The organism is Endozoicomonas sp. ALC013 (genome assembly GCF_049310205.1).
Classification (GTDB): Bacteria; Pseudomonadota; Gammaproteobacteria; order Pseudomonadales; family Endozoicomonadaceae; genus Endozoicomonas.
In genome coordinates, this window is sequence record NZ_JBLYNS010000078.1 from 1 (window position 1) to 24,115 (window position 24,115).

The 24,115-nt window shown below is 48.1% G+C and carries 19 protein-coding genes; 8 read left to right on the top strand and 11 right to left on the bottom strand.

Annotation, left to right across the window (positions count from 1 at the left end):
* Positions 1–316 precede the first annotated feature (316 nt).
* On the bottom strand, positions 317–1,450 hold the full coding sequence (locus tag ACO6V1_RS14545; protein WP_422467360.1) for a phosphatase PAP2 family protein: 1,134 nt from the start codon (positions 1,448–1,450) through the stop codon (positions 317–319).
* A gap of 196 nt (positions 1,451–1,646) precedes the next feature.
* Here ACO6V1_RS14545 and ACO6V1_RS14550 point away from each other — a divergent pair, with 196 nt between their 5' ends.
* Positions 1,647–2,180, top strand: a complete 534-nt coding sequence (locus ACO6V1_RS14550) for a cytochrome b (RefSeq protein ID WP_101749222.1) — start codon at positions 1,647–1,649, stop codon at positions 2,178–2,180.
* A gap of 154 nt (positions 2,181–2,334) precedes the next feature.
* Positions 2,335–3,237, top strand: coding sequence for an ankyrin repeat domain-containing protein (locus ACO6V1_RS14555; protein WP_422467362.1), 903 nt, complete (start codon positions 2,335–2,337; stop codon positions 3,235–3,237).
* Between the two features lie 98 nt (positions 3,238–3,335).
* Here the strand turns inward: ACO6V1_RS14555 and ACO6V1_RS14560 are convergent, their stop codons facing one another.
* The 3 genes from ACO6V1_RS14560 to truC all read right to left on the bottom strand — a co-directional run bounded on the left by ACO6V1_RS14560 (position 3,336) and on the right by truC (position 5,865).
* Complete coding sequence (locus tag ACO6V1_RS14560; RefSeq protein WP_422467364.1) at positions 3,336–4,388, bottom strand: Fic family protein; 1,053 nt, start codon at positions 4,386–4,388, stop codon at positions 3,336–3,338.
* A 259-nt stretch (positions 4,389–4,647) separates the two neighbouring features.
* Positions 4,648–5,082 (bottom strand): hypothetical protein, encoded by a 435-nt coding sequence (locus ACO6V1_RS14565; protein WP_422467366.1) that lies wholly within the window; start codon positions 5,080–5,082, stop codon positions 4,648–4,650.
* 30 nt (positions 5,083–5,112) lie between these two features.
* Positions 5,113–5,865: a tRNA pseudouridine(65) synthase TruC gene (gene truC, locus ACO6V1_RS14570; RefSeq protein ID WP_422467367.1), complete on the bottom strand. Its 753-nt coding sequence runs from the start codon at positions 5,863–5,865 to the stop codon at positions 5,113–5,115.
* A 437-nt stretch (positions 5,866–6,302) separates the two neighbouring features.
* Here truC and ACO6V1_RS14575 point away from each other — a divergent pair, with 437 nt between their 5' ends.
* On the top strand, positions 6,303–6,551 hold the full coding sequence (locus tag ACO6V1_RS14575) for a hypothetical protein (protein WP_422444612.1): 249 nt from the start codon (positions 6,303–6,305) through the stop codon (positions 6,549–6,551).
* A gap of 145 nt (positions 6,552–6,696) precedes the next feature.
* On the opposite strand, the gene ACO6V1_RS14580 is transcribed toward ACO6V1_RS14575, so the two are convergent.
* The 3 genes from ACO6V1_RS14580 to ACO6V1_RS14590 form a co-directional block, all read right to left on the bottom strand.
* Positions 6,697–8,001, bottom strand: a complete 1,305-nt coding sequence (locus ACO6V1_RS14580; RefSeq protein WP_422467369.1) for an HlyD family type I secretion periplasmic adaptor subunit — start codon at positions 7,999–8,001, stop codon at positions 6,697–6,699.
* Complete coding sequence (locus tag ACO6V1_RS14585) at positions 8,001–9,707, bottom strand: type I secretion system permease/ATPase (RefSeq protein ID WP_422467371.1); 1,707 nt, start codon at positions 9,705–9,707, stop codon at positions 8,001–8,003. The genes ACO6V1_RS14580 and ACO6V1_RS14585 overlap by 1 nt, the downstream gene beginning before the upstream one ends.
* A 127-nt stretch (positions 9,708–9,834) precedes the next feature.
* Entirely contained in the window at positions 9,835–14,868 is a 5,034-nt protein-coding gene (locus ACO6V1_RS14590) for a 5'-nucleotidase C-terminal domain-containing protein (RefSeq protein WP_422467373.1), read from the bottom strand.
* Positions 14,869–15,207: 339 nt separating this feature from the next.
* Here ACO6V1_RS14590 and ACO6V1_RS14595 point away from each other — a divergent pair, with 339 nt between their 5' ends.
* On the top strand, positions 15,208–15,438 hold the full coding sequence (locus ACO6V1_RS14595; RefSeq protein ID WP_422444604.1) for a hypothetical protein: 231 nt from the start codon (positions 15,208–15,210) through the stop codon (positions 15,436–15,438).
* Here the strand turns inward: ACO6V1_RS14595 and ACO6V1_RS14600 are convergent.
* Together ACO6V1_RS14600 and ACO6V1_RS14605 are read right to left on the bottom strand one after the other, a co-directional pair.
* On the bottom strand, positions 15,409–15,753 hold the full coding sequence (locus tag ACO6V1_RS14600) for a hypothetical protein (protein WP_422444602.1): 345 nt from the start codon (positions 15,751–15,753) through the stop codon (positions 15,409–15,411). The genes ACO6V1_RS14595 and ACO6V1_RS14600 overlap by 30 nt on opposite strands.
* A 195-nt stretch (positions 15,754–15,948) precedes the next feature.
* On the bottom strand, positions 15,949–16,905 hold the full coding sequence (locus ACO6V1_RS14605; protein ID WP_422444600.1) for a hypothetical protein: 957 nt from the start codon (positions 16,903–16,905) through the stop codon (positions 15,949–15,951).
* A gap of 401 nt (positions 16,906–17,306) precedes the next feature.
* Here ACO6V1_RS14605 and ACO6V1_RS14610 point away from each other — a divergent pair, with 401 nt between their 5' ends.
* Complete coding sequence (locus ACO6V1_RS14610) at positions 17,307–17,573, top strand: hypothetical protein (RefSeq protein ID WP_422444598.1); 267 nt, start codon at positions 17,307–17,309, stop codon at positions 17,571–17,573.
* On the opposite strand, the gene ACO6V1_RS14615 is transcribed toward ACO6V1_RS14610, so the two are convergent.
* Positions 17,570–18,403, bottom strand: coding sequence for a Cof-type HAD-IIB family hydrolase (locus ACO6V1_RS14615; RefSeq protein ID WP_422444596.1), 834 nt, complete (start codon positions 18,401–18,403; stop codon positions 17,570–17,572). The genes ACO6V1_RS14610 and ACO6V1_RS14615 overlap by 4 nt on opposite strands.
* 310 nt (positions 18,404–18,713) lie before the next feature.
* Between ACO6V1_RS14615 and ACO6V1_RS14620 the strand changes: the two genes are divergently transcribed.
* Positions 18,714–19,778 carry an OmpA family protein gene (locus tag ACO6V1_RS14620; protein WP_422462981.1) on the top strand — a complete coding sequence of 355 codons (1,065 nt, stop codon included), beginning with the start codon at positions 18,714–18,716 and terminating at the stop codon, positions 19,776–19,778.
* 50 nt (positions 19,779–19,828) lie between these two features.
* Here the strand turns inward: ACO6V1_RS14620 and ACO6V1_RS14625 are convergent, their stop codons facing one another.
* Positions 19,829–21,577 (bottom strand): hypothetical protein, encoded by a 1,749-nt coding sequence (locus ACO6V1_RS14625; RefSeq protein WP_422462979.1) that lies wholly within the window; start codon positions 21,575–21,577, stop codon positions 19,829–19,831.
* A gap of 277 nt (positions 21,578–21,854) precedes the next feature.
* On the opposite strand from ACO6V1_RS14625, the gene ACO6V1_RS14630 reads away from it, so the two are divergent.
* Both ACO6V1_RS14630 and ACO6V1_RS14635 read left to right on the top strand, forming a co-directional pair.
* The gene (locus tag ACO6V1_RS14630) at positions 21,855–22,565 is read left to right on the top strand and encodes a hypothetical protein (protein ID WP_422462977.1); all 711 of its coding nucleotides are present in this window, start codon (positions 21,855–21,857) and stop codon (positions 22,563–22,565) included.
* A gap of 769 nt (positions 22,566–23,334) precedes the next feature.
* Positions 23,335–23,700 (top strand): hypothetical protein, encoded by a 366-nt coding sequence (locus ACO6V1_RS14635; protein WP_422444588.1) that lies wholly within the window; start codon positions 23,335–23,337, stop codon positions 23,698–23,700.
* The last annotated feature ends 415 nt before the right edge of the window (positions 23,701–24,115 follow it).

Consider the following 24,115-nt stretch of genomic DNA (forward strand, 5'->3'; position numbering starts at 1 on the left):
AACATCTGTTCTTAGGGTGGACATTAAGCTTACCCCTCCATTTTCAATGGCTTTTGAATGGAACCACGAAGGACACGAAGAGCACGAAGGAAAAGAAAATCTCTTCTTTGTGCTATTCGTGTCCTTCGTGGTTCCATCTTTAACTTCCCGAAGAGGGGAGTAGACGCTTAATGTCTACCCTAAGAACATCTGTTGGCATCAGACGGGGGCGGGTCGCAAGGTGCATTGTGATCCGCTTTCATCGGGTCATATAATTTTCTGGCTCCTGAAATTTGCCAGCCTTCCAACGTTCATGATGATGGTATTATTAATCCCATCACATCATCGCCTCTGCCTCTTGATTATCCCTATCCTGCATCGGCTCCTCTACTTCAACAGCTCGACTATACACGTCATCGTCATAGTAATATCCGGTATTTTTATCCACTACAGCGCCATGGTTAAAAACACCACTACGAATATATGGGGAGCAAGCAGCGGCAATGATGCCTATACCCGCGCCGACGGACACATCAATAACATCATGCTTGGCCGCCAGAACCCTTAGTGCCCCAGCCAGGGCTCCAAAACCCATGGCACCCGCAAAGGCAATAAGTCGCTTCCCGGCCGGTGAAGAAAGCGGCTGGTTTGAGAAGACTGCCATTTTTGACAGCAAGCGCTTGAAGGCGGGGGAAGACATCGCCGCAGTATCTATAATGTTAAGGATAACCTGCGACCAGGCAATAGCCGAAACTGACGCATGCCCCGAGGGCATGGCCTTGAAATCATCCGGATCCATACACAGATTTCCATGGATATAGTCAGGATTCAGGACATAGGGACGTTCTCTATCAATTTTCATTTTCATATAATCAACAATACCGGCGACACTTGCCACCAAGACCAGGGATTTCACCACTTCACTGGCCTCTGTACGGAACATTTTTTTCGCCAGCTCCTTGAAATTATTTTCCATACGACCCGGTTCCGGCACCTGCTCACTTGACTGTTTACCGGAATACAGCCGCGCTACGAATCTGGCAATGTGGCTGGCAAGCAGCGTCGCACAGCCACCATACAATACAACATCACTTGCCCCATCGGCCCACTCCACTTCCGGCTCAGGAAAACCCAGGTGAGGATTCGCCGACAGTGTTCCATTTCGTGAACCTGAAGGCCCCCATTCACACCCGTTAGCAGTGGGCAGGCTATTGATGATCAGTAAGGAATAAACAACAGGTACCGCAGACATCAGGCGAGTCATGAGGCGATTGCCCCCTTCCTGTGCCTGTCGGAGCCAGAGTTGGTCATCCGCCCCGGCCCGTTGCAATATAGACGTGACCCCGGATCTGAGGACAGCACCAAATCCTCTGAACTGTTTGGCATCATCAGGCTTATCGATGGACTGGTCAAAAGCGTTTTCTGAAACGTCACGACACGCTTGCAATGGTGTTGTTGAGACAATATTCATAAGCAAAGATCTAACTTTATCTGCCTACTCGTTAGTCTCGGATTGCCATCACAAAGTTCCTTGCCTGAAGCGAAAAGACTCAACCAGGATTTTTCAGCAACGGTTACGCTTTGAGACAACCTCTATGAATTCATATAGCACCAAAACACTATAATAAATTATGATATCCATTAACTAAAAAAAGCAGGGCAAACCGATGAGCAACTCTGATAAATACCCCGTACTCATGCGCCTGATGCACTGGACTGTCGGTCTTCTTATTTTGGGCATCATTGGTGCTGGCTGGTATATGGTCGGCCTGGAAGACAACGTCAGCTATAAATACGACATTTACCACTTACATAAATCCTTCGGTGTTCTGGTGATCTTCCTGTTGTTCGCCCGTCTGGTGATTCGCTGGGCCAGCAAGATTCCAAAACTACCGGACAGCATGCCGACTTATCAGAAAAAACTGGGAACACTGGTGCACTGGCTCCTCTACCTCTTTATGTTCCTGGTACCGGTGAGTGGCTACCTGATGTCTGACGCTGCCGGTCGTAAGGTGCCGCTGTTCAACCTGGTCATGCCCAGCTTCCTGGAAAAGAATCCTGAGCTGGCGGGCCGACTCCATGATATCCACGTCATTATTCCCTATGTTCTGTTGGGCATTGTGGTACTGCACATTCTGGCCACCATTAAACATCGTTACTTCGATAAGCCTGAGCATGATGTTCTGCATCGGATGCTTTAAAAGCTCCCCGGGTCAGCTCCGGTTAAGGTGCTGATCCGGGAAAACAGAAAATACGATTTCATTTGGTTAACTATTTATAATCACACCTTCTGAAACTATCGACTCTGGTATTGGTCTAAACGGTTTTAACGTGTCTAAAATTGAGGAGGATATTTTGGATACCAATGCAAAACCGCTCTCATCTGCTCCCACTTACGAAAAGACATATCCCCCTGCCAGTGCTGCCAATAGTGGTGCAGGCAGTGATGCCAATAGTGGTCCAGGTCTGGAAGAGCGACTGGCAAAAATTACGACATCCTGCCATCAAGTCGAGAGGAATGAATCTCACCAGCGTACTTTACCTCAAAGAGCTTTATATCCCGCTGAATGCCCACCTAAATTACCTGTAAAAACTCAGTTACAGTTACTGACCTTAATTGGGGAATATCCTGATAAGGATGGGGATGCTCTTTTACATATGGCAGCGGTACATGAAAAACTGCCAGTGGCTCAATTATGGAAAAATGCCTTTCCCCAACATTTTAACAGTGATTTAAATCAACAAAATCATTTAGGACAAACACCATTACATGTGGCGATCCATAATAATGACCTTCAGATGATCAGTTTTTTACTTGAAAATGGTGCCTCTGTCTTAATACATGAGGGAAGTGGTAGAACAGCCATTCATTTTGCTTGCCAGTACGGGACGATAGAAACGCTTAACCTGATACTTCAACGTATCGAACGGAGCAGCTTGCCCGCCGTTCTCAATGCAGAAACATGCAATGGGGGGTTAAATAGTCTTCTTTTTTTTGTAAGCCAACATAACCCTGTCAAGGAAGATCAGTTCCCGGTTGTTGATTTACTGATTAAATGTGGTGCAAATCCCAATCATCAGGACAAATGTTCCGGAAAAACGCTCATTCATTACCTTGCTGACCAAAATAATGTTGCACTTTATCAATACCTGCAAACCAACTACAGCTCAATAATAGACTGGAATGCTGCTCGATATGACGGAGGCCGGGTTTCCTTGCAGGACGGCATCTTTGTGTTTGAAAAAGAGGAGCTTTAGAACACGTTCAGATCAGGAAAAGTCATAGAAGCCACCTCGCTCATAAGAGATGACTTCTTTACTGATTTACTTTCCTTCGCCGTTTTCACCCTGCCCGATCAGGGATTATTACACTTTTGCCACTGGGCACCACGCCCTTTGCCTACTGGCTCCAGCAAACCTTCAGCGCGCATCTGCTGAACCACCTTTTTGACCAGTTCCCGACTGACCGTGGGGATTTGCAGGCAGATATCCGCAATGGAAAAAGCATGACTGGTCTGCTCAATGGCCATCTTTACCAGCTGCGATTTGGGCGCACGACTGCCCTGCCACTGCAGAGTATGAATTTTATCTTCCAGTTCATCGTAAGCCCGAATCAGGGTATTCAGGAAAAAATCGATCCATGGCATCGGATTGTGCTGCCCTTCATGCCAGCCTTTTACACTCAGCTGTAACGCCCTTTTATAGGCCTGTTCATGCTTTACCAGAACCCGCTCCAGGCTAATCAGCTGGGCCACCTGATAACCGTTAAGCGCCAGCATTATCGCCATGATCAACCAGGCGATACGGGCATTGCCATCGCTGAAAGGATGAATACAGAGAAAATCCAGGACAACCGTTGGTATCAGTAACAGCGGCTCAACCTGGTGCTGAAGTCCTTCATGGTAATAGGCAACCAGCTCTTCCATGGCCCCGGCAATGGCCCTGGCGGGCATGGTTCGATATAGAACACCGATTCTCTGCCCCTTGCTGTCCCGCTCAACAATCTCTTTATTGGTAACCCGCCAGCGTCCCCCTTCGTGGGGCACATGGGCATATAACATGGCATGCAGCTGGCGGATAAGGCTAACCGACAGGGTCATGTGTTCGCCCGGCTCAACCACAATCTCCAGGCCATCGCGGTAGCCGGCAACCTGCCTCTCAACCGGTGCAGTCGGACGGTATTCCCGGTGCACCAGCTTACGAACCAGCTCTCTGGAAGCGACAATGCCATCCAACCGGCTGCTGTATTCCACAGACTCCAGTACCGCAACCTGACGGAGCGTATCCAGAACCTCTGGCTGCTGACGAATAGTGACCAGCTGGCGGCCTCTGAACTCTCCCAGTTGCCTGAACAGGCCCAGCTGATAACTGCTGAAGACATAACCGGATAAATGCTGCAGTGTTTTCATACAATACGACTAAAAATATAATAGGTATTTATCGGGTATAATGCTGAGAAACAAACCGCAGCTTTAATTATTACCCATTAAATTCAGAAATTTAAGAAAAACTCATAAATAGGATATTTATTGGATAATATTTAATCAAACTCGTAAAAACACCTATCCATCAGCAGGATGGAGGTCAGACAAACACTTCAAGGGGAAATTTAAGGAAAGAGAAAGGTCGCTCGCAAAACCAACCAGATGACTTTGCGAGATCGATGGATTAAAACTTACAGACTTGAACACACATCAAATTGCACACCATGGCGTCCGGATCATTTCGACAGGATGATGCGCAAGGGTTGAATTCACCGCCCAGCTGTGTGCAGGTTTCTTCTGCTATGAACTCACACTCCTGGTGCTCTTCCAGCCAGCGGCTCCCTTCCGTAGCGATACAGGCCAGAACATTCTCAGGTCCGGTTGCGGTGATCCGGGCAGGAATAGAGCGGGTCATGCGCACATCCTTCAGGACACCTGCCTGGCTCAACGCCATCACCTGCTGCATAACGGGATCCGGGGTCATGGTGGAACCGGTAAACTGACGGGTTACGACGGCTTCCGGTTTTTCTGCATTAACCGGCTGTGACTCCTGGGTGGATGCACAACCAGCCAGAAAAATTGCCAGCGACACCAGCATTCCAGACATAATGTTTTTCATTGGTATACCTCAATCCGACAAAAAGGGCATTTATACTGTGGGATTTGGCATTGTCCAGCCAAATCGCTGCAAAAGTTGATCAAACACACTATCCATCGGTGCATCAAAAGTGATGGGCTTACCGGTCACCGGGTGGTTCATTGCCATGACAGAACAGTGCAACAGTAATCGGTTCGCAGCAAAGTTCTCGGCAAAATACCGATTATGGTTTCCCTTGCCGTGTTTTGCATCACCAATAACAGGATGGGCAATATGCTTCATATGCCGACGAATCTGGTGCTTGCGACCGGTTTTGGGCTTTGCCTCCACCAGCGAATAGCGGCTGCATGGGTATCGATCAATGGCTATTGGCAGCTCAACCGTCGCCAGCCGATGATATTCGGTGACCGCTTCCTGGGCAGGTTTATCCTGACGTGCCTTGCGATCGGCTATTTTATCCAGTTTTTCCTTCAACAGGTGGTCAATCACACCGGACTGGGGTACATAGCCCCTGACAATGGCATGATAGATTTTACTGATCCGGCCTTCCTGAAACTGCTCACCTGCCCGTTTGGCAACTTCGGACGACAGGGCAAACACAAGCACTCCAGACGTTGGTTTATCCAGCCGGTGAAGGGGAAACACAGGTTGACCGATCTGATCCCTCAATAGCTGAATGGCAAAGCGGGTTTCATGACGATCAATCATGGAGCGGTGCACCAGCAAGCCGGAGGGTTTGTTGATAGCCACCAGCCATTGATCCTGATAGATAATATCAAGTTGTTCCGCAGGCGCTTCGATCATGCCTTTTGTCCAACAAAAAAAGTCCACAAGAATAACGGATAAATCAGAACAGTGCTGGAAAAGTGACAGTTAAAAAAAAACGATTATTTGCCGCTTATTGTCATTAACTATCCCGACACTCTTTCACTTTTCTGCTCTTTGGTCGCTATACATCTTCACTATTGCTTAACCTCTTAATAAGTAGCTGGCCATATGGAATCACATATTTCTGGCTACTTGGGCAGGTGCTATGCGAGGCACAACGGAGGAAGCATAGCCGTAGCTATGTGACCGGAGTTGTAACGAAGCACGACTGCATGGATGCAGGAGCTAGAGCAACGCAGGAGCAGTTGCCGGGAGTGCCTGAACAAGGAGTCAGAAATATTTGATTTCATATGGTTAGCTACTTAACAGGGGCTGGGAATAGGTCGTCTGCTTACTATCAACGGAGAACAACCATGAAAAAGACACTATCTGCCATCGTATCTTCTTCTGTCATTCTTTTCAGCGCCAATGCTTCAGCGGATCGGGACTATGCTGCTCAGGCCATGGAAAGACATGGCATGGAAAAACCGGTATCAATGCCTGTTATGAATATGGTGAATGCGATGAGTACCAGAGAAGCACTGGACGCTATTACGGTTCCTACAAAGCAGGAAGAGCTACAGGCCAGAATGGAAGAGCTTGCTGAAAGAAGAGAAAATTAATTTTCCTTTGACTGTATGGTTGTGGTTAATTCCTGATCACAACCATATCTCCCCATTCCAGTATCTCTCACACCATCTACCACATGCTCAGGGCTTGAACGAAGGGCTGCCATCGCTATGCTATCAATGGTTCTGTCAGACGGAATCACGATTCTCGCCATGCCTTATTCATAGAATCACGCAAAGGTTGCGACAAATATTCAAATGCCGTTCTGGAACCTGTTGTAATCATCACATCTGCGGGCATTCCCGGCAGCAAACTCTTGTCACCCAGTCGTTCTATTTCATCTTTACCCACTTCAATATGCACCAGATAATAGGGCTCTCTGGAAACGTCATCGACCAGACTATCTGCAGAGGCATAGATGACATTGCCATTGAGGGCAGGCGTCGTTCGTTGCGGAAAAGCCGTGAGCTGAACCCGCGCAGACTGCCCCACCACGACGCGATCCACATCCAGAGTATTCATTCTGGCTTCTATGATCAGGGCATCCCTTTTTGGAACCAATTCCATTAAGACCTCACCCGCCTGCACTACGCCACCAATGGTATGAACCTGTCGATCAACAATGATACCTTCTGCCGGTGCGCGCACTTCAAGGTGCTCCAGCATATAACGGGACGCCCGGGTGCGTTCGACCAAATCGTTAATCTGGGCTCGGGTACTGTTCAGGTCATTAACCAGTCGTTCCTGCCGTTCCTGTTTCAGCTGCAGAATTTCCAGCTCTGCTTCCGTGATGGATTTTTCCGCTTCGGCAATATCTGCCAGATAATCGCTCACCTGACCATCAAGATCCGCTTCTTCTTTTAAGGATGCATTCACAACCGTTTTCTGAACAAAGCCCTGACCATAAAGTTGTTGATAACCGGACAGTTCATCCTTCACCACAGCCAGGCGACGACCTGCTGCCGATTTCATGCCCTGCATACCGACAATCTTCTGCTGAATTTTTTCAATTCGCTGGCGCACCATCCTGATCTGACCGAAGTGAGACTCCTGACGCTCACTGAATAACCGACCCTGTAACCGTAACGTGTCTTTAAACCGGTCAGCCTGTTCAGACTGCTTAGTCAGTTCATTGGTATAAACAACAACTTTGTCGTTTACCAACTCTGCCTGAAGCCTGGTTTCTGTGGCCCTGGCATAAAATAAACTGTCTTCCAGAATGGCAAGCCCTGCTTCAGCGCGGGTTTCGTCCAACCTGACCAGCACATCCCCGGTTTGCACCAGGTCACCGTCAGTAACCAGAATCTGTTGTACCCGCCCCGGCTGCAGACTTTGTATCGCTTTGCGCTGGCTATGCACCGTTACCTTGCCACTGACCAGTACAGCGCTGTCCATCACAGCCAGAAAGCTCCATCCGAAAAAAACACCGAATGTCATTATCACGACCAATATTCCGATGCGACGATAGAATCGACTGGCTGTCTCAAGAGGATTGATATCCATCAGGCAGTTACCTCTCGCATTGCAGGTTTTATGGCACGTTTAGCATCACCAAATCGTTCAATACACCCGTGGTTCAACACCAATACCTTATCGACACAGTGCAGCAACTGGGGGCGATGGGTCACCATCACCAGGGTTACTTTTTGTTCGTGCAGTTTGCGAACTGTAGCCATTAATGCCTGCACACCATCCTGATCAAGACTGGCATCCGGCTCATCCAGAACAACCAGTGAGGGCTGCCCGTATAATGCTCTTGCAAGCCCAAGGCGTTGTCGTTGACCGCCGGATAAATGCACACCGCCTTCTGTTTCAACCCGGGTATCATAACCATCGGGCAAACTTAAAATCAGAGAGTGCATATCTGCCAGCCTGGCAGCCTTAACTACTGCCTCAGAGTCCACATTTCCAAAGCGGGCAATGTTGTCTTTTATGGTGCCCGGAAACAGTTCAACACCCTGAGGCAGGTATCCCAACCACTGCCCCACTTCAGCACGGTTCCAGCGACTGATATCCACACCGTCCAGTCTGGCTGCACCACTTGTCGGCTCCCAGACGCCAACCAGCAATCGGGCCAGGGTACTTTTACCAGAGGCACTTGGCCCAACCACTGCAAGGCTCTCACCGGCCTCCAAAGCAAAGCCAATGCCTTTTATCACCGGCTTTTCACCGTCAGGCACACTGGCTACCAACTTTTCAATCTGCAGGTACCCATTCGGTCTGGGCAGGGACATGGCCTGAATGTTGTTATGCAGATTTGAGAAAAACTGATTGATACTCGTCCAGGCGGTCCGTACCTGACGAATATTTCCGGACTGACCAATGACCATTTCCAGAGGTGCCAGTGCCCGGCCTAAAAGAATTGAGCTGGCGACCATGGCACCCGCTGTCATCATTTGATTAAGGACCAGCAGTGCGCCTGTTGCCAGCATCGCAACCTGCAACAACGGTCTGAGAAATTTTCCCAACGCCTGAAAATTGCCGCCCAGATCACTGGCTCTGAAGTGTCTGACACTGCCACGCTCACGTCTGGCCAGCCAATGGCGGACCAGACCATCGCCCATACCTAATGCCCGGCATACTTCAACATTGTCCAGCGCCTGCTCAGCAAAACGGGATGATTGCTGGTGTCGAGCACTCGCTTCTGCCATAAGCCCCCGGGTCATGCGATCAGACAAGAAGGCAACCATCGCCAGAATCAACGCGCCTATCGTCGCGACAATCCCCAATGCCGGATGCAGCATGGCGATGACGATCAAATAAACCGGAATCCATGGCGCATCGCATACTGCAAGCACCCCCTGACCAGAAATAAATCCAGTTACTCTTTCAAGGTCTTTTAGTTTTTCCCGCTTTACCACGCCACTGGATTGCAATAACTGCTTTAACAACGGTGCTTCAAGAGCCTGTTCCATTAATCCGGCAAGCCGGACCAGCAAGCGTGAGCGTATCCAGTCCAGCAAGCTCGCCATCAGTATCAAACCAACAGCAACGACACTCAGCGCAATAAGCGTAGGTACACTCCCGGCGGTCAAAACCCGGTCATACACTTGCAGCATATAGAGCGGCACCGTTAACAGGAGGATATTCAGAAAAAAACTGAACCCCAGAACGGATGCCAGTTGACGCTTGATGGTAGATAGTGCTTTTTCCGGGAGCTCTTGTTTCGAAAAATCTCGTTCCGAAAGAGCAGTCGCCTGATTATTCAACAACGGTCACACCCTGTGATGTTTTTGTTTTACAGCTTTTACGACATTGTTTCAGAAATTTGTTACAGAACAATGGCACAAAAAAGCCGGTGATCAACACCGGCCTTTCAGGTTTTCTCAGCAGTGTTTACACCAGCTGATCATCCCACTGCACATTGTGATCATTCAGTTGATCCAGGCTGACACCAATCAAGGTAAGACTGCTGTTGCTGCCCAAATCCACCAGAAGATTTCTGCCCTGTTGGGTTGAGGCATCCCGAACCGCATCAAGAGAATCAAAACCCAGACCATTTAACAGGATAGTATCGCTGCCTGCTTCGAAATCCCGGATCACATCGTGACCACTATTATTTTCAAAGGCAAACTGATCACCACCAGATCCGCCCAGTAACCAGTCGTTACCAGAACCACCGGCCAGGTAATCATGACCACTGCCGCCGGATAATCGATCGGCACCATTGCCACCTTCCAGCCAGTCGTTATGACTGCCACCAAGCAGTTGGTCCTTACCGTTACCTCCCATCAGCACATCGTGACCGTGATCACCTTTCAGGTAGTCATGGCCTTTGCCGCCATACAGCTCATCATTGCCGAAACCACCGTCCAGACGGTCCTTACCAGCGCCACCAAACAGGAAGTCATTGTGCGCCCCACCCTGCAAATCATCAGCGCCCTTACCTCCATTGAGCCAGTCATTGCCATGATCGCCCTGCAGTCGGTCATGACCATCGCGACCATAAAGCTGGTCGTCACCGTAACCACCGATTAAGTGATCATTACCTGCCTGGCCATCAAGCCAGTCATCCCCCGCTGCACCATTCAGGATGTCATCCCCATTACCACCGACCAGCTCCCCATCACCATGATCGTCGATGGAATCAACAGGTTCTGTCGTCTGCTCCTGCAGTACAGAATCCTGCCGAACAGCCAGGTTTTGAATCCGCGTATCGTCAGCAGGGTTCGTTTCAGCACCCTGATAAGGGTTGTCAGAATAGTGAGCCAGCAGATACTCAGCCAGTGCATCCTGCTCGCTACCGGGAGCGGCAAAATCAGCAAGCCCTTTGTCCGTAAGCACATCTCCCAGTTGTACGACATCGGTTCCTGCCTGGAATGGATAGCCGTCGCCACCACCAGCAAGGAAGTTCAGGGTCACAATGCGAATGGCCATATCGGATGGTACGGCTAACTCACCGTTTTCCACCAGAGTCTGCAACAACTCACCATTCTCATTGACCAGTGCTGCCGAACGTATACGTTCACCGGAGGCCAGTGAGGCATCAAAACTGAAACTGATACCACTCACCTGGGCAAACTGTCCCGGGGTTGTGCCAGGCCCGGATGCTGCCACGCCATGCTCCAGAACAGCCAGCAACTGTTCTGCTGTCAGGGTCATTAACGTCAGGCCGTTGTTGAATTTCAGAGCGTTTTCAACGTCCAGCTGTGAAATTTCACCAGCCTGCTTACCCGACAATGGGTTAGCCGCTGGCGGCTGCTCGCTGTAACCACCTTCTGAATCCGGTTCAATGGCACCAATCGGAGCTCGAATACCACCGCCGTTTTTGATAGAAACCATTACACTGCTGTCGTAGCCCTGAGCGGCTGCAAGGTTGGCATCTGCAGTAAGATTCCCCATATTGGTTTCTTCAGTTCTGACGGATTCTCTTCGACCTTCAAGATACACAGCCGTTTTGCCAAGAATATTGCTGTCTTTCTCGTTGACTATGTCCTGCACGGCATCGGTCAAATCCTTAACCAGGTCACCCCGGGTACCTTCTGCAAAGGCATCCTCTTCACCCCAAAGTTGTTTTACCTGCTCATCGGTGGTTGCAAAGGCCCCACTTTCGTTGACGTCAGTTGCATCGCCATTGTCGTCCAGAATGATCTTTCCATCTGCATCAAAATCAATAACCAGTCTGCCAACATAGCTGTACTGACCGTCTGTACTGACGATGACAGCGGGATCACCGTCTTTATTGGTCGTGGTGAAGGGATAATCTTCTGCGGCGACATCGCCATCATTAAGCACATCGGTTTCATCCGCCTGCAATGTGTCGGAGCCTCCAGCGATCACAACATCTACGCCACTGAGATGCTGAACAAGTGCTTTTTCCAGGGCAATTTGCTGAAGGTGTGAAACCAGGATGATTTTATTCACGCCCTGATCCATCAACTGATCAATGACCGGTTGCAGTATATCGGCCAGAGCAGCCATATCATCTGTAGCAGCATCCCCTTTGACAGCCGTGTTTCCCGGTGAAGAGATCTGCGCCAACAATGGTGTGGTGGCACCGACCACACCAATTTTTTGGCCACCCTCTTCCAGTATGGTGGCAGGCGCAATCTTCGGAGTTGATTGCTGGCTGGCAGAGGAAACAGGACCGGTGGCAAAATTCTGTGCAGGAAGAATGTCGTCGGTGTACAGATCTGCCAGCCTGGCATCCTGGCTGAAATCGAGGTTTGCACTCAGGTAAGGAAACAGGGTACCGACCCAGCGGTCGTCACCCAGTCCATCACCTTTGTACTGAGGCACCATCAAATCACCAAGAATGGCAGTACCCATATCGAATTCATGATTACCCAATGCAGCAGCATCAAAGCCAATGGCGTTCATGATGGAAATATCAACACGTCCGCCACCTTCGCGAAGGCCTTCATACATTTCATCGCCAGTCAGCTGGAACAACTGGTTATAGAAATCGTTGAACACACCATTATCCCGAAAGACGCCACGATCTTCCGCTGCCGAAAAGAAAGGTCCGGTCAGGAAGTTATCACCGGCAGATAACGTGATGCTATTGCTGTGGGTATCTTCAAGGGCATCCACAATAGCGGCAAAGTTAGCTGCCCGGGGAATGCCTTCAACACCACCTTCAAGATCCGAAGCATGCAGAATCTGCAGGGTATAGACCTCATTTGCCGACTCACCAATGGTGACTTTGGCAAGTAACGGGTCATGGTCGCTGGCCTGATCAGCAAACTCACTATTGATGTGCACAATATCCACTTCGGCGGAATCAGCCAGGTTGTTGCTCACCAGAATTTGATCCAGAACCTGAGCGTTTCCCTGAAAGTTATAGGTATGGACAGCCCCATCATCCAACTCATCGATCAGGTTGGTCATGACATTGTCATCGCCCCGGCCTTCAATGACATCCGCCGGACCTTCCCACTGGAAAGCGTTGAAATCGCCCAGAACCATGACATTGGCATCCGGATCATTGACCATCAGGGTATCGACATAATCATTGATTGCCTGTGCCTGATCCATACGCTCCTGGTAACCTGCGTTGACAAATGGTTGCTCCACTCCATAGATGGGGGTGCTACCGTATTTAGACGACAAGTGAACATTAACTAGATCAACCGTTTCGCCATTGAATTCGAACTGGGCATGAAGCGGTTTGCGGGTTCCAGCAAACGCCGGAGCATCAAGACGATGAGCAGACTGAGCTACATAATCGACTCTGTCCGGATTATAGAGGTAACCGACTCGAATGTTGCCCCCAGGCTGACCTCCGTCAGCATTATTTTCAGGATCAACCTGCACATACTCATAAACAGGACCTCCGGCATTGGTGATGGCATCAATCAGCTTCTGCCAGGTCATATCCGCTGACGGGTCACCGCTGTCTGTAGCGCCGTCATTATCCTGGATTTCCTGCAGAGCCAGGATATCCGGTGAACTGAGGTTTTGAGTAATCTGACTGGCCAGGGTTTTAAAACGACTGATGTCGTCATTAGCGTCAAGATTCTTGACGTTGTAACTGGCAACAGTCAGTTCATTACCTTCGCCCTTCAGCTGTGTCATGTCTTTATCAAGCCCACCATCGGTGACGGTGAATATTTCCGTCGCCTTAACTTCGTAATTGCCATAGGCATAACTCATAACACCGGTCACATCACCCAGAGAATCAGCAACATTCACCCGGGCAGAAAAATCATCAGGCAGTAGATCTCTATCAAGCTGAATCTGAACCCGCTCTGGATTCAAGTCAGTCTGCCCCAGTGCAATACCACCACGATCATTCATACCGGATGCATTCTTACCCTGGTCAGCAACCGTGAAAATCTCACCGTATTTATTGGTGGGAGAAACAGCAACTGCATCTTTAACGGTAACTCTCATGCCTTCAAGGCTTTCAAAGAAGTCGATACCGTCGGTTTCAGGGTCAAAACTGGTTAAGGCATCATCGTCCACATTATCAGTAGGAAGTTGACGTCCATTTTCACCAATAACGACGGTATTGGGTAAGTCATTACCAGCACTGTTGACGGTTAATTCACTGATGTTACTTAATTGAGTGATAGAGAGGTTGCCGGAACTGCTACCTCCGCGTGTGTATTCACTGACGGTCCCCGCCAGGGAGATATCATCACCAACCGCCACTGATGGCATCGAGTCGGTAAAAACAAATAGAGCATCCGATGTTGCAATATCACCATCTTCCGGCCCCTGAAGATAAAAACCATTACTCTCTAAAGCTGTTACGATACCTGCGGTAGCGACGACCTGACCAGCGAACGCAGATGTATGACCAGCGCCCTGTATTTCATAAATGGCTTTAACCGGAACCGGACTATTCTGTTGACCATCTCCGACCACCTGATTGGGCTTATTGGGGGTATTTACAGCTTCACCATCTTCGGCATCAGGAGCACCAGAAAGAATGCCATCCCCTGAATAATCATTTCGAACGAAATCATTGGCTGAATCAGTATCCAAACCATCAGTTGCCCGTGATGCACCACCAACGGTATAGCTTATACCGTCGTATTCCGGGGCTAACACGGTGTTGCTGAATGCCGAGTCAGCAACATCATCCAACACGGCAACAGAATCCAGTTCCGCTGAATACAGACTCTCACTAAACACTTGACCGACAGAACCGGAAAAACCATCCACCAGCAATAAAGTCTGCGATCCATTCTGTAACTGGTTACTGGTTTGAATAGTCCAGAAACCACTGTCATTTGTAGTACCCAGCTGGAATGCCTGGACAACCTTGCCGTGATTAGAACTACTTACATCACCCTCTACATTAATCAGCCAGAGATTGGAATAGTCGGTTAATGGATCGCCAAGCACTTCAATAAATTCATTGGTATCCAACCCACTGTGATTAAACACAAACTCATTAATAACCGGTGACTTTGCAGGCATATCGAATGTCCTTTTCAGGTGTGTGAGCCTCTCTGTTCACAGCAGCAAGAACAACAACGAAAGGATGATTTTGAGTAAGACCCGAACAAATTGCATGAAAGATATGTCAGTGCGATGTCTTTTTTATGAAGATTTATGAAACCCCAACCATTTTGAAAACCGGTGCTTTATTCAAGCTTCGATTGTTCTGACTCTTGAAGTTTCTCTATCCGACGTTTCCAGACAAAGTAGTATTTTGACTTTTTTCCATGAAAGAGAATACTCATGCGTGAGCCCTGACCAAGCGCCTTTATTTCCCTGGTCAAAACTGTGTCTCTCAGCCAAATCATATGTAGAGCTATGTCATTGGATCAATCTCTGGTCTGTCTCCCCGCCTATGCTGACTCGTCCTGTCTGGATAAGATCACCGGTGAAAAAATCATTGCTGCACTTTTGCGGGTAACCTGCATACTTCAAGAGTATGAAGGCCAGTGGTTGTGCGGCACAGCCACCGGTCATTGCCCTGCCCTGATGTTGTTTGAAAATAGACGATATCTGCCTTCAGAGCAGATCAGCAACATCAGCCCTTAGCAGGGGCTCCTTGCCCAGATCAAAACCGGCAACCGCAATATGCAGGGTAAACAGTTGCTTCAGGGCGGCAAAGTCTCTCGGCCCGGGCCACTTGTCTTCATCCTCGGTCCACACAGAGAACTCATTTTCCAGAATGGCGTGCGCTTCTTCACTGACACCATCCAACAGACTCTCTTCAGATTCATGCTCGTCAAACAGATAAGCACCACCTTCGAAGTCCCACGTCTGAGGTAGCTCGGCATCCAGGCTTGTTACCCAATCGATGAATGCTGTTTTTGGCTTCAGGGTTATGACACAACGGTTTATAAACTTCATTTTTTACCTGTCTAATCAATCGGTAAAGTAGTGAGATCAATAGATAACTTAATATAAGTCGGCAGATTAGCACTCTTTTGGGAAAACAGGACAGGAAAGTCGACAGTGCATTCATCTATAAACGTGTTGGCCCCGTTGTCAGCGGCTAAAAACTCAGTTATTTCACGAAACCAGGACACCAGTGTTGATGCCCGTCTAAAGGGTTTTCAGGTATGGAGTGCTCCCATAAATTTTCACTAATTTTTTTTGCAAAGCTTTAATATCTTTATTCAGATGCTTTAGCTCTATGGATATTTTTTCATTCCGTGATTTAAGCCATTTTTTGGCAGGCTTCAGCAAATCGACATGAAATTCAAGTATGCCTATTTCATCTGACTTTCTTTTTCTGGAATTTCTGGCACAAATAGTATTTCTACCTCTGACTCTAATTTTTTTTGCCAACTGGGCAATCTCTTTATTACTTTCTCCTTCAATAATATTATTGAATCTTTCAGTCTTCATACCAGTAATTTTATTAACACTATAGTACTGATTGTTAATTTCTATCCCTTTTACCTGTGGCTTCATAGCTTTAGATTTTTTAGCTTTGGCTACAGTGGGTTTCTTGGACTTTAAACGAGTAGACGAACGGGTTTGACGGACAGGTTTGCTCTCCACTACAGCGTTTGTATTATTATCCATTATTGCCGGTGGCATCTGTAATGTCTTTTTAGCAGAAGATAAATCCATTGTATCTTCCGCAGAATCTGAACCATTTTCACAGTTATTCTGTCCCAGGCAGTGAGTGTTATCATCTAGCGGTATTAGAGGTGTTTCCAGGAAATGATCTGGATCAAGCAGGTTCTGCGTGCTCTTATAGGATGCGCGTAAAGCTTCATCCAATTCACCCGCCGAGTCAGGTTTAAATCCAGCAGCATCTGATGACGTTGGACTGTATGGTAATTCACTGTTATTTACTGGCAATGTCGTTGGCGTAGTCACAATTTGGATAGAATAATCAGTCAAAAACCTATCGTATGGATCGAATTGGTGACCCAAATAACCGATTTTAACAACAGGTGCTGTGACAACGTCACTTACTCCGGAATGATCCAGGGCAGTTGGAACGTTTGATAGGTGCCCCATAAATGCATCTGATACAGGTCGTAGCATTGTTAACCTCCTTGTCATTTATTATCTTGTAGTTTGTTGATAATTAAAGCAATAAACTGATTCTGTGTTGATCGCTTCACTACCAAAAATTATTACTGCTCTTAAGGCTTGTGAAGTTCACAAAACACACCACTGCTGATAGTTAGTACCTTTTTTGAGACATTAGTTCCGCAAAAAGTATACGATGCCAGATGATCAAGCATACCTGTGAAGCCGGTCCAAAGCAGAAAATTGAGTTTTCAAGGGCTTAACAATAGTCCGTGTTCAGCACTTTCGGTGACTGCCATTTCAGTAACCATCAGGTTGACCCACACTGCCTGCCCGGACTTGAACTTTTTCCAACAATCGCAGTCTAAAGTTTACAGGTAACTTAGAGGTTGGTGATAAGGTGTTAAAGGAACATGAATATAAAGACGCTTGGCTCCCTGAATCAACAACGTCCGCCAAAAGAAGATAAAGACCCACCACCTCCTGCGAAGCACAAAGTAATGGGTGAAATCAAAGCGGTTAAGAAAGAGAGTACATCCCCATATTTCACTTACAATGGCAACCAGATGGTTGAGGTGGGTGATGATTCACTATATGGGGACTTGAACCGATTATTCAGAAAACTCAGGATCAACAAGACAGTGGGAAATATAACGCTCAAAGAACCCGATAAGCGCTAAGTTGTCTGGCTGAGCAGATGACTGTTCAGAATATGGTCGATGGTCTCAAGAACGCCCTCTTCATTATTGGCCGGAGCTGAATAACGGGCAAGCTGTCGGACCGTGTCATTAGCATTATTCATGGCAAAACTGAAACCTGCCTTTTGCAGCATTTCCAGGTCATTGCCACTATCGCCAAAGGCAGCCACTTCATGGTCAGCAATGTTCCACTGTTCCTGCAACAGATGAATACCATGTGCCTTATGAACACCGGGAATGATCAGGTCAATCCACTCGTGGCCACTGGTGACTGACACCAGCACATCCCCCAGTGTCTCTTTAGCCCCAGCCAATACGGTATCGTGTCTGGCTGGAGACATTTTGATGGCAATTTTAAGAATTGTGTCGTCGATATCCTGATAGCCTTGTATCAGCTCAAGACGCTGGTAATGATTGCGGGCATTGGCTACTTCTTCAGGATCAGCCGTATGCAAAACATAGGCACTGTTGCGGCCGCAGATAATGGCAGTTACCTCTTGCAGGCTTTCCAGAAACGGGTAGACACGGACCAGGGTTTCCCTGGCAATATCCGCAACAAACAGCTCCCGCTGCCCGTCGTGTACATAGCCGCCATTTTCTGCAACATAGGCAATATCACCAGCATCAATATCCTCAAAATAGGAGCGCAACTTGTAATACTGGTTGCCACTGGCCACGACAAATCGAATGCCCCGGGCTTTCAGGGTCTTGAACTGCTCCAGAAAACGTTCACGGTTATACGTTTTGTTATCATTCAGAAACGTGCCATCCATATCGACAGCGATCAATTTAATTCCGTTGTAGCCTGTCATTGTTATCTCTGTGGGTAAAATTGGCATGATATAGCGCAAACTACAGCAGCCTGATCCGGCTTTAAATAGGGAAAATTACCGCTGATTTCAGGGCATTGCAGCATTAACACCGCAAACCTGATGGAAACCGGTTTTGCCATCCAGATTTATCGAGCCATGGGCAGGGACTACCTGTGACTTTAGTGGCCTTTATGGGTGCAAGTACAAACACATAAGGGCTCAGTATTTATTCCAGCGCAAAAATCACGTAACCTCCTCTCCCTTTTGGCGCATGCGCCCTTAAAGACACACAACACACGGAGAAGACATTATGAAAGTGCAAGGTTTCGCACGCTCACTGATTGCCATTGCCATTGGCGCAACCCTCAGCAGTTCGGTAATTGCCAGTGACATGGCATCACAGGTGGTGGATAAAGGGCTGACATTCACTGTCGGTGGTGCCTGGAACGATCTGGACAGCAATCGCGGCCTGGATAACGCATTGGCACCGGAAATCGGTATTGGCTATCGTCTTAACGACCGCTTCAGTGTTGAAGGCATCTACTCTCAGTACTCTACAGAGCAGAAGACAGGCCCGGATGCAGATCTTAAAGAGTTCCGTCTGGACGCATTCTACGACCTGACCCCATGGGACGGTTCCCTGACCCCTTACGTGGTTGCCGGTGTTTCTGAACTGGAAGCCGATTATGAGATGGGTGCCGAACACGACGACACCCGCATGAATGCCGGTTTTGGTTTGAGAAAGGCATTTACTCCAAACCTGGCCATCCGTGGTGATGTCCGTGCCGTCCGAACTCTGGATTACGCCCAGACAGAAGCCATGGCTAATGTCGCCCTGACCTGGACTTTCGGCAGTGTCGCCAAGGCAGCAGAACCTGTTGCCTTGGTTGAGCCGGTTCAGGAAGAAGTGGTTGCCAGCGTTGAACCTGCTCCGGTTCTTGATGCTGATAACGACGGCATACTGGACAAGGACGACCTGTGCCCGAATACCGCCGCAGGCATTGCCGTTGACCAGACGGGCTGTGAGCCAATGGCAGCCATTGACCTGCTGGTAAATTTTGATTTCGACTCCGAAACCATTAATCCGGAAGGCATTGACCAGATCGCCAAAATGGGTGAATTCCTGCAGCGTTACCCGGACGTTCGCATCCGTATTGAAGGCCATACCGACGCACAGGGCAAAGCGACTTACAATGAACAGCTGTCTGTTCGTCGTGCCGACATCATCCGTCAACAGCTGATCGACACGCACGGTGTCGATGCAGGACGTATTGATGCGGTGGGTATGGGTGAGAGTAAACCTGTTGCCAGCAACGATACCGCCGAAGGCCGTCAGCAAAACCGTCGTGTAACTGCTGAAGTGATTGGTTCTTAAGAGTATCTGAGAGGCTGTTCGGGAATAGCACCCGACAGCCTCACAAGCAATCACTGCGCACCAGGAGCGCTGGCGTTTTTGGTCTGCTTCGGCAGAAAAAGCGTAATATAAGCCTCCCTGATATGGCAGCCGCTCATAAACACCTGACAGAAATCAGTGATATCACCGATACTGGACGAACACTGGACAGATACCGATTTTCTTTTCATATTCACCAGGTACAGTTGGTCGTCATCACAGGCCAGCACCAGAATCTCATCAGATAAAGCGAATACCCAAGGTTCCAGCTGAATCTGAATATAGCCTGTTGTTGCCAGTAAACTATGCATCTTTTTCACGCAATCGGCCACTTGCCGTTGCAGACGAATATTTTCTGCCTGGGTCTCTTTCCTGCCGGACATTTGCGAAAGCTTCAGCCCGGAACTGATGATTTCATCGTGCTCCAGGAAATAATCAAGGTCGTTCAGACGGGCCATCAGGTCCTTGACCGTCAGTTGAGCGTTGCGAAATTTGCCGTCAATCAGTTTATCCAGCAGCACAACCTTGCTTGCATCCTCTTTTTGAATACATTGCATGCCAAGGCTCTGGGCAGCGGCCAGAAGAATTCCCCGATAATTTTTTGACTGTCCACCGACGCCCATACCCCTGGGGGGGAAACGCTGAATAAACTCCTTGATATTGATGTTATCCAGACCGTCGGCATCCGACTCTCCTTCATTGGTCGATCGGACAAACATAACCTGGTCAGCTTCACTGGTCAGAATAAGAAACCGAAGGTATTTCACTAGCTGGGTACCGCTGGCAAAAACCCCAAAAATCAGGTGTCCATGGAGATGTTTCGCTATTGACTCATCGGTAGTAGTTAGCCATATCAGACGATTGTCAGATGGGTGACGAAAAATTTGTGACACTGGTGAGAGCTGTTGTGGCAAACCCGTTATTTTATTCTGGAATGAACAGACGAAAGTAACAAAGAGCCGATGGGACGGTGCCAGCTGATCCAGGTGATGCTGCATAGCGGTAAAAAACGCATTGGTCTCATCAGGCTGGTCAATGTTCGTCTGCTTGCCACAAAGATGGCCTTTGCTATCGCATATTTCCTGCCATTCAGGCACCACACCGGCCTCCATCATTTGTGTCAAAAAATGATACCCACTCTGCATTGCCAGAGCTTCCATCTCTTCCAGCATGAAGGGCTCGGCAAAAAGACGTGCAAAAGTACCGGCCATGCTGTACAGATCGAGGTTATTTGAGGGGAGAATGGCTGGTTTGACAGAATAATCAGCCCGCAATGACACCGCTTCCTGAGTATCCAATCGCGCTTTCTTAAACGTTTCCCGTTGGGAAACTCTTCCGGCATCAATATATTGCTGAGTGTGGGACCCTGATAGCCCGGATGGACCCGGCATCGCCACCAGTGATCCTGTTTCTTCACTGGTGCGATCGATGACAGAATCGGTCGATGCACGCTTACCAGCAGCTACTTGAGTCGCTGATTGAAAAAGACTCCAGTCGTATTTCTTTACCTCTTCGGCAAACTGCGTATCCTGGTAAAAATTGACATAAGTTGCCCGGCAGCCTGAGCACCCAAGCACATCCCTGGTCGCGAGAGAGCAGCAATTGTGGTACATGTGTTCGCAACAACGGGATACCATAAAGGGAGGAGACTCAATAAATTGTCCGCATAGTTGACAAGATCGACGCCGGACAATGGCATCGGGTGGTGGTTCCAGCTCCCTGGGTTGAGCGCTGGTACCTGGAACTGGCGTATTTACCGAATGGGCACGGCTGGCATCCACAGCTTCTCTCCTCTATTGGCTCCTATGACTTGTTTTCAAACAGGTCCCTCTGATTCACCTTTCAGTTTTAATTATCAGAAAGATCTGTCAACTCATAGCAAGGAGCGCCATGTAGCCAGATTATGTCTGTATCCTGCGCAGACTGTTATGACCTGACCTGCCATTCCTAGTCAAAAAAACCAAGGTTAATAGTGATAGGTAGTATTCTTACTGCTTGAAAGTCCGATTGTGTTAGGGCCTGTTTCTTGCAGATACCCTAAAATCAGGAGTCGTTTCCATGCCCTTACAGCGTTCCGCTTCTCTCCAAAACCTCGTACAATCCCGGCACGTTCATGAGCTGGCCAGCAGAGCAGCTCCCAAACAACCAAGCATTGCGCAAGCCGCTTTGCGTTTTGCCAATGTCCATACATCTTTAGGCTCTGGTAATATTGGGGTTGGTCATTTAAGTGCTATAAAACCCTGGACACCCAGCCTACCTGATGCAGATGAGGTCAATGACATCATCCATGCATCACGACAGAAAAGAAAAAAATACAACTTCGAAGAATATATCCCAGAAGTTAAAAAAGTTAAGGCGGGTAACTGTGGCGAAAAAAGCAATCTTGTTTGTTATTTTCTGTCACAACAACCCGGTCCACTGATTTACTACCGTGTCTCCCTCTGGCCGAATAGTCATTGCTTTGTGGTAATGGACCAGAAGCCCAGTGTAGAAGGCGTGTTCCCCGATAATTTTAACGATTGGAATGATCAAGCCGTCATTATTGATCCATGGACCGGGATCTGTGCACCCGCAAGACACTACCCCGAACTCTGGCACATGAAGCTTGATACGATGGCCGCAGTGGGCATTGAGCTGAGAACCCCTTCCCATGAAGAAGGCAATTGGCTGAAGGCTGATGTACCATATTGGAAAAACATGTTGGAAAAAAATAAAAAATATGTGACTGCCAAACGCCCTCCGCTGCCATCTTGGTGTCAGTTGGTGTAGAGCCAGCTATACCTGTCGCCTTTCAAATGGTGACAAAGTGCCCGGAAAGCACTTGTCATCTCCATATTGAATTGTTTGTGTTGGAGAGGAACTTTTAGAAGAAATAATAGTCTTGAACTTTAATTCAACAATTCAATAATTTAACAACTCAATGGATATTTTTAATAGCTCACCTTCATGCAATCTTGCTTTTACCGATATTTATTTCGGCTCATTAGATTTAATAGAACAAAGATATCAATTTGCTACCAGGGAACAACCCTCAACCTATCAGGGAAGGTCTGTTCAGCCCCTGTGCACTTCTTGCTCTTTTTACCATCTTCAGTCAGACATACACCAACAGAATCCTCACTCTTTTCATTCATTGCATGAATTTGATATTGAAACTCTAATACTTTCCTATGCAGTCGACACAGTGCTTCCTGAAATACCACAATCAGTTCTTGATGAACATATTCCCTGGCCTTCTGGCAATGACCCCGATAAATTCTCAACACCGCCAAATATTCCGTTTATTCAGCAGATACGCTTATCAGGGAGTGAATCTGAGATCAGGGAACCAACACCAGACAGCCATTCAAGTCCAGATGATCAGTTAACCAATCTTCCTGTCCTATCCCCCAGTCCACAAGATTTACCATCAATTACTGCAGCTGACCCGCTAAACCTGAATCAAACTACAAGTGATAACCAAACGAACCTGGCAAAAGAAATTGTTGATGATAAAGCTTCAAGAGTTAAGCACAAAAGGGTTTGCAAAAGGGAGTGCATGAAACAATGTCACAGAGACTCCGTTACCACTGAGCGCCGAAGGGAGTACATGAGAGAGCGTCGCAAAGATCCCGTTTTCCTGGAGCGCCACAGGAAGCGCCGAAGGGAGTACATGAGAGCGCTTCGCAAAGACCCCATGTACACCATGCGCCAAAATCAGCGCAAAAGGGAGCGTTACCGGAATGATCCCGAGTTCGCAGAACGCTTAAGGGAGGGCCAAAGGAAGCGCCGGAGGGAGAGCCGAAGAAAGCACCGCCAGAATGATCCCGCTTTTGCAGAGCGTGTAAGGAAGTGCAGCAGGGAGTACCACAGGAAGCTTCGCAAAAATTCAGCCGTTGGAAATGGCAGCACAGTCCATGTTTAGACGTTGGAATTGATAAACTCGATCTCACTGAGTTAAACGCCGCATCCTGCAAGGCTATACAATCTTGTAAAGGGATAATAAATCGTGCACACTGACGCGTTTTTTGACAATAGTTCGTGCACACTAAAAGAAAAGTTATTATAAATCAGCATATTACAGGGCGAACAAAAGAGATCTGATCAACCCCATCACTCTGAAATACAAACTATCTGGAAGGCCTGTTTTTTTACACTGCTTTAATTATCTATCTGCCTTTCACCACCCCTATCAGGAATACACCGACTCGTAAAAATTGCCCAAAATCTGCATGATCGTACATTGTCTTTCCTTCAAACCGACCACATGTTCCTCCTGATTATTGACCGTTAAGACATTTATTCCCTGGAAACAGAAAAACACCCATCTCGCCGTTGGA

What these genes read in the sequence shown, in the direction of transcription:
- ACO6V1_RS14545 (WP_422467360.1), bottom strand. Translation starts at nt 1,450, where the DNA reads ATGAATATTGTCTCAACAACACCATTGCAAGCGTGTCGTGACGTTTCA.
- ACO6V1_RS14550 (WP_101749222.1), top strand. Translation starts at nt 1,647, where the DNA reads ATGAGCAACTCTGATAAATACCCCGTACTCATGCGCCTGATGCACTGG.
- ACO6V1_RS14560 (WP_422467364.1), bottom strand. Translation starts at nt 4,388, where the DNA reads ATGAAAACACTGCAGCATTTATCCGGTTATGTCTTCAGCAGTTATCAG.
- ACO6V1_RS14565 (WP_422467366.1), bottom strand. Translation starts at nt 5,082, where the DNA reads ATGAAAAACATTATGTCTGGAATGCTGGTGTCGCTGGCAATTTTTCTG.
- truC (WP_422467367.1), bottom strand. Translation starts at nt 5,865, where the DNA reads ATGATCGAAGCGCCTGCGGAACAACTTGATATTATCTATCAGGATCAA.
- ACO6V1_RS14575 (WP_422444612.1), top strand. Translation starts at nt 6,303, where the DNA reads ATGAAAAAGACACTATCTGCCATCGTATCTTCTTCTGTCATTCTTTTC.
- ACO6V1_RS14580 (WP_422467369.1), bottom strand. Translation starts at nt 8,001, where the DNA reads ATGGATATCAATCCTCTTGAGACAGCCAGTCGATTCTATCGTCGCATC.
- ACO6V1_RS14590 (WP_422467373.1), bottom strand. Translation starts at nt 14,868, where the DNA reads ATGCCTGCAAAGTCACCGGTTATTAATGAGTTTGTGTTTAATCACAGT.
- ACO6V1_RS14595 (WP_422444604.1), top strand. Translation starts at nt 15,208, where the DNA reads ATGTCATTGGATCAATCTCTGGTCTGTCTCCCCGCCTATGCTGACTCG.
- ACO6V1_RS14600 (WP_422444602.1), bottom strand. Translation starts at nt 15,753, where the DNA reads ATGAAGTTTATAAACCGTTGTGTCATAACCCTGAAGCCAAAAACAGCA.
- ACO6V1_RS14605 (WP_422444600.1), bottom strand. Translation starts at nt 16,905, where the DNA reads ATGCTACGACCTGTATCAGATGCATTTATGGGGCACCTATCAAACGTT.
- ACO6V1_RS14610 (WP_422444598.1), top strand. Translation starts at nt 17,307, where the DNA reads ATGAATATAAAGACGCTTGGCTCCCTGAATCAACAACGTCCGCCAAAA.
- ACO6V1_RS14615 (WP_422444596.1), bottom strand. Translation starts at nt 18,403, where the DNA reads ATGACAGGCTACAACGGAATTAAATTGATCGCTGTCGATATGGATGGC.
- ACO6V1_RS14620 (WP_422462981.1), top strand. Translation starts at nt 18,714, where the DNA reads ATGAAAGTGCAAGGTTTCGCACGCTCACTGATTGCCATTGCCATTGGC.
- ACO6V1_RS14630 (WP_422462977.1), top strand. Translation starts at nt 21,855, where the DNA reads ATGCCCTTACAGCGTTCCGCTTCTCTCCAAAACCTCGTACAATCCCGG.
- ACO6V1_RS14635 (WP_422444588.1), top strand. Translation starts at nt 23,335, where the DNA reads ATGAAACAATGTCACAGAGACTCCGTTACCACTGAGCGCCGAAGGGAG.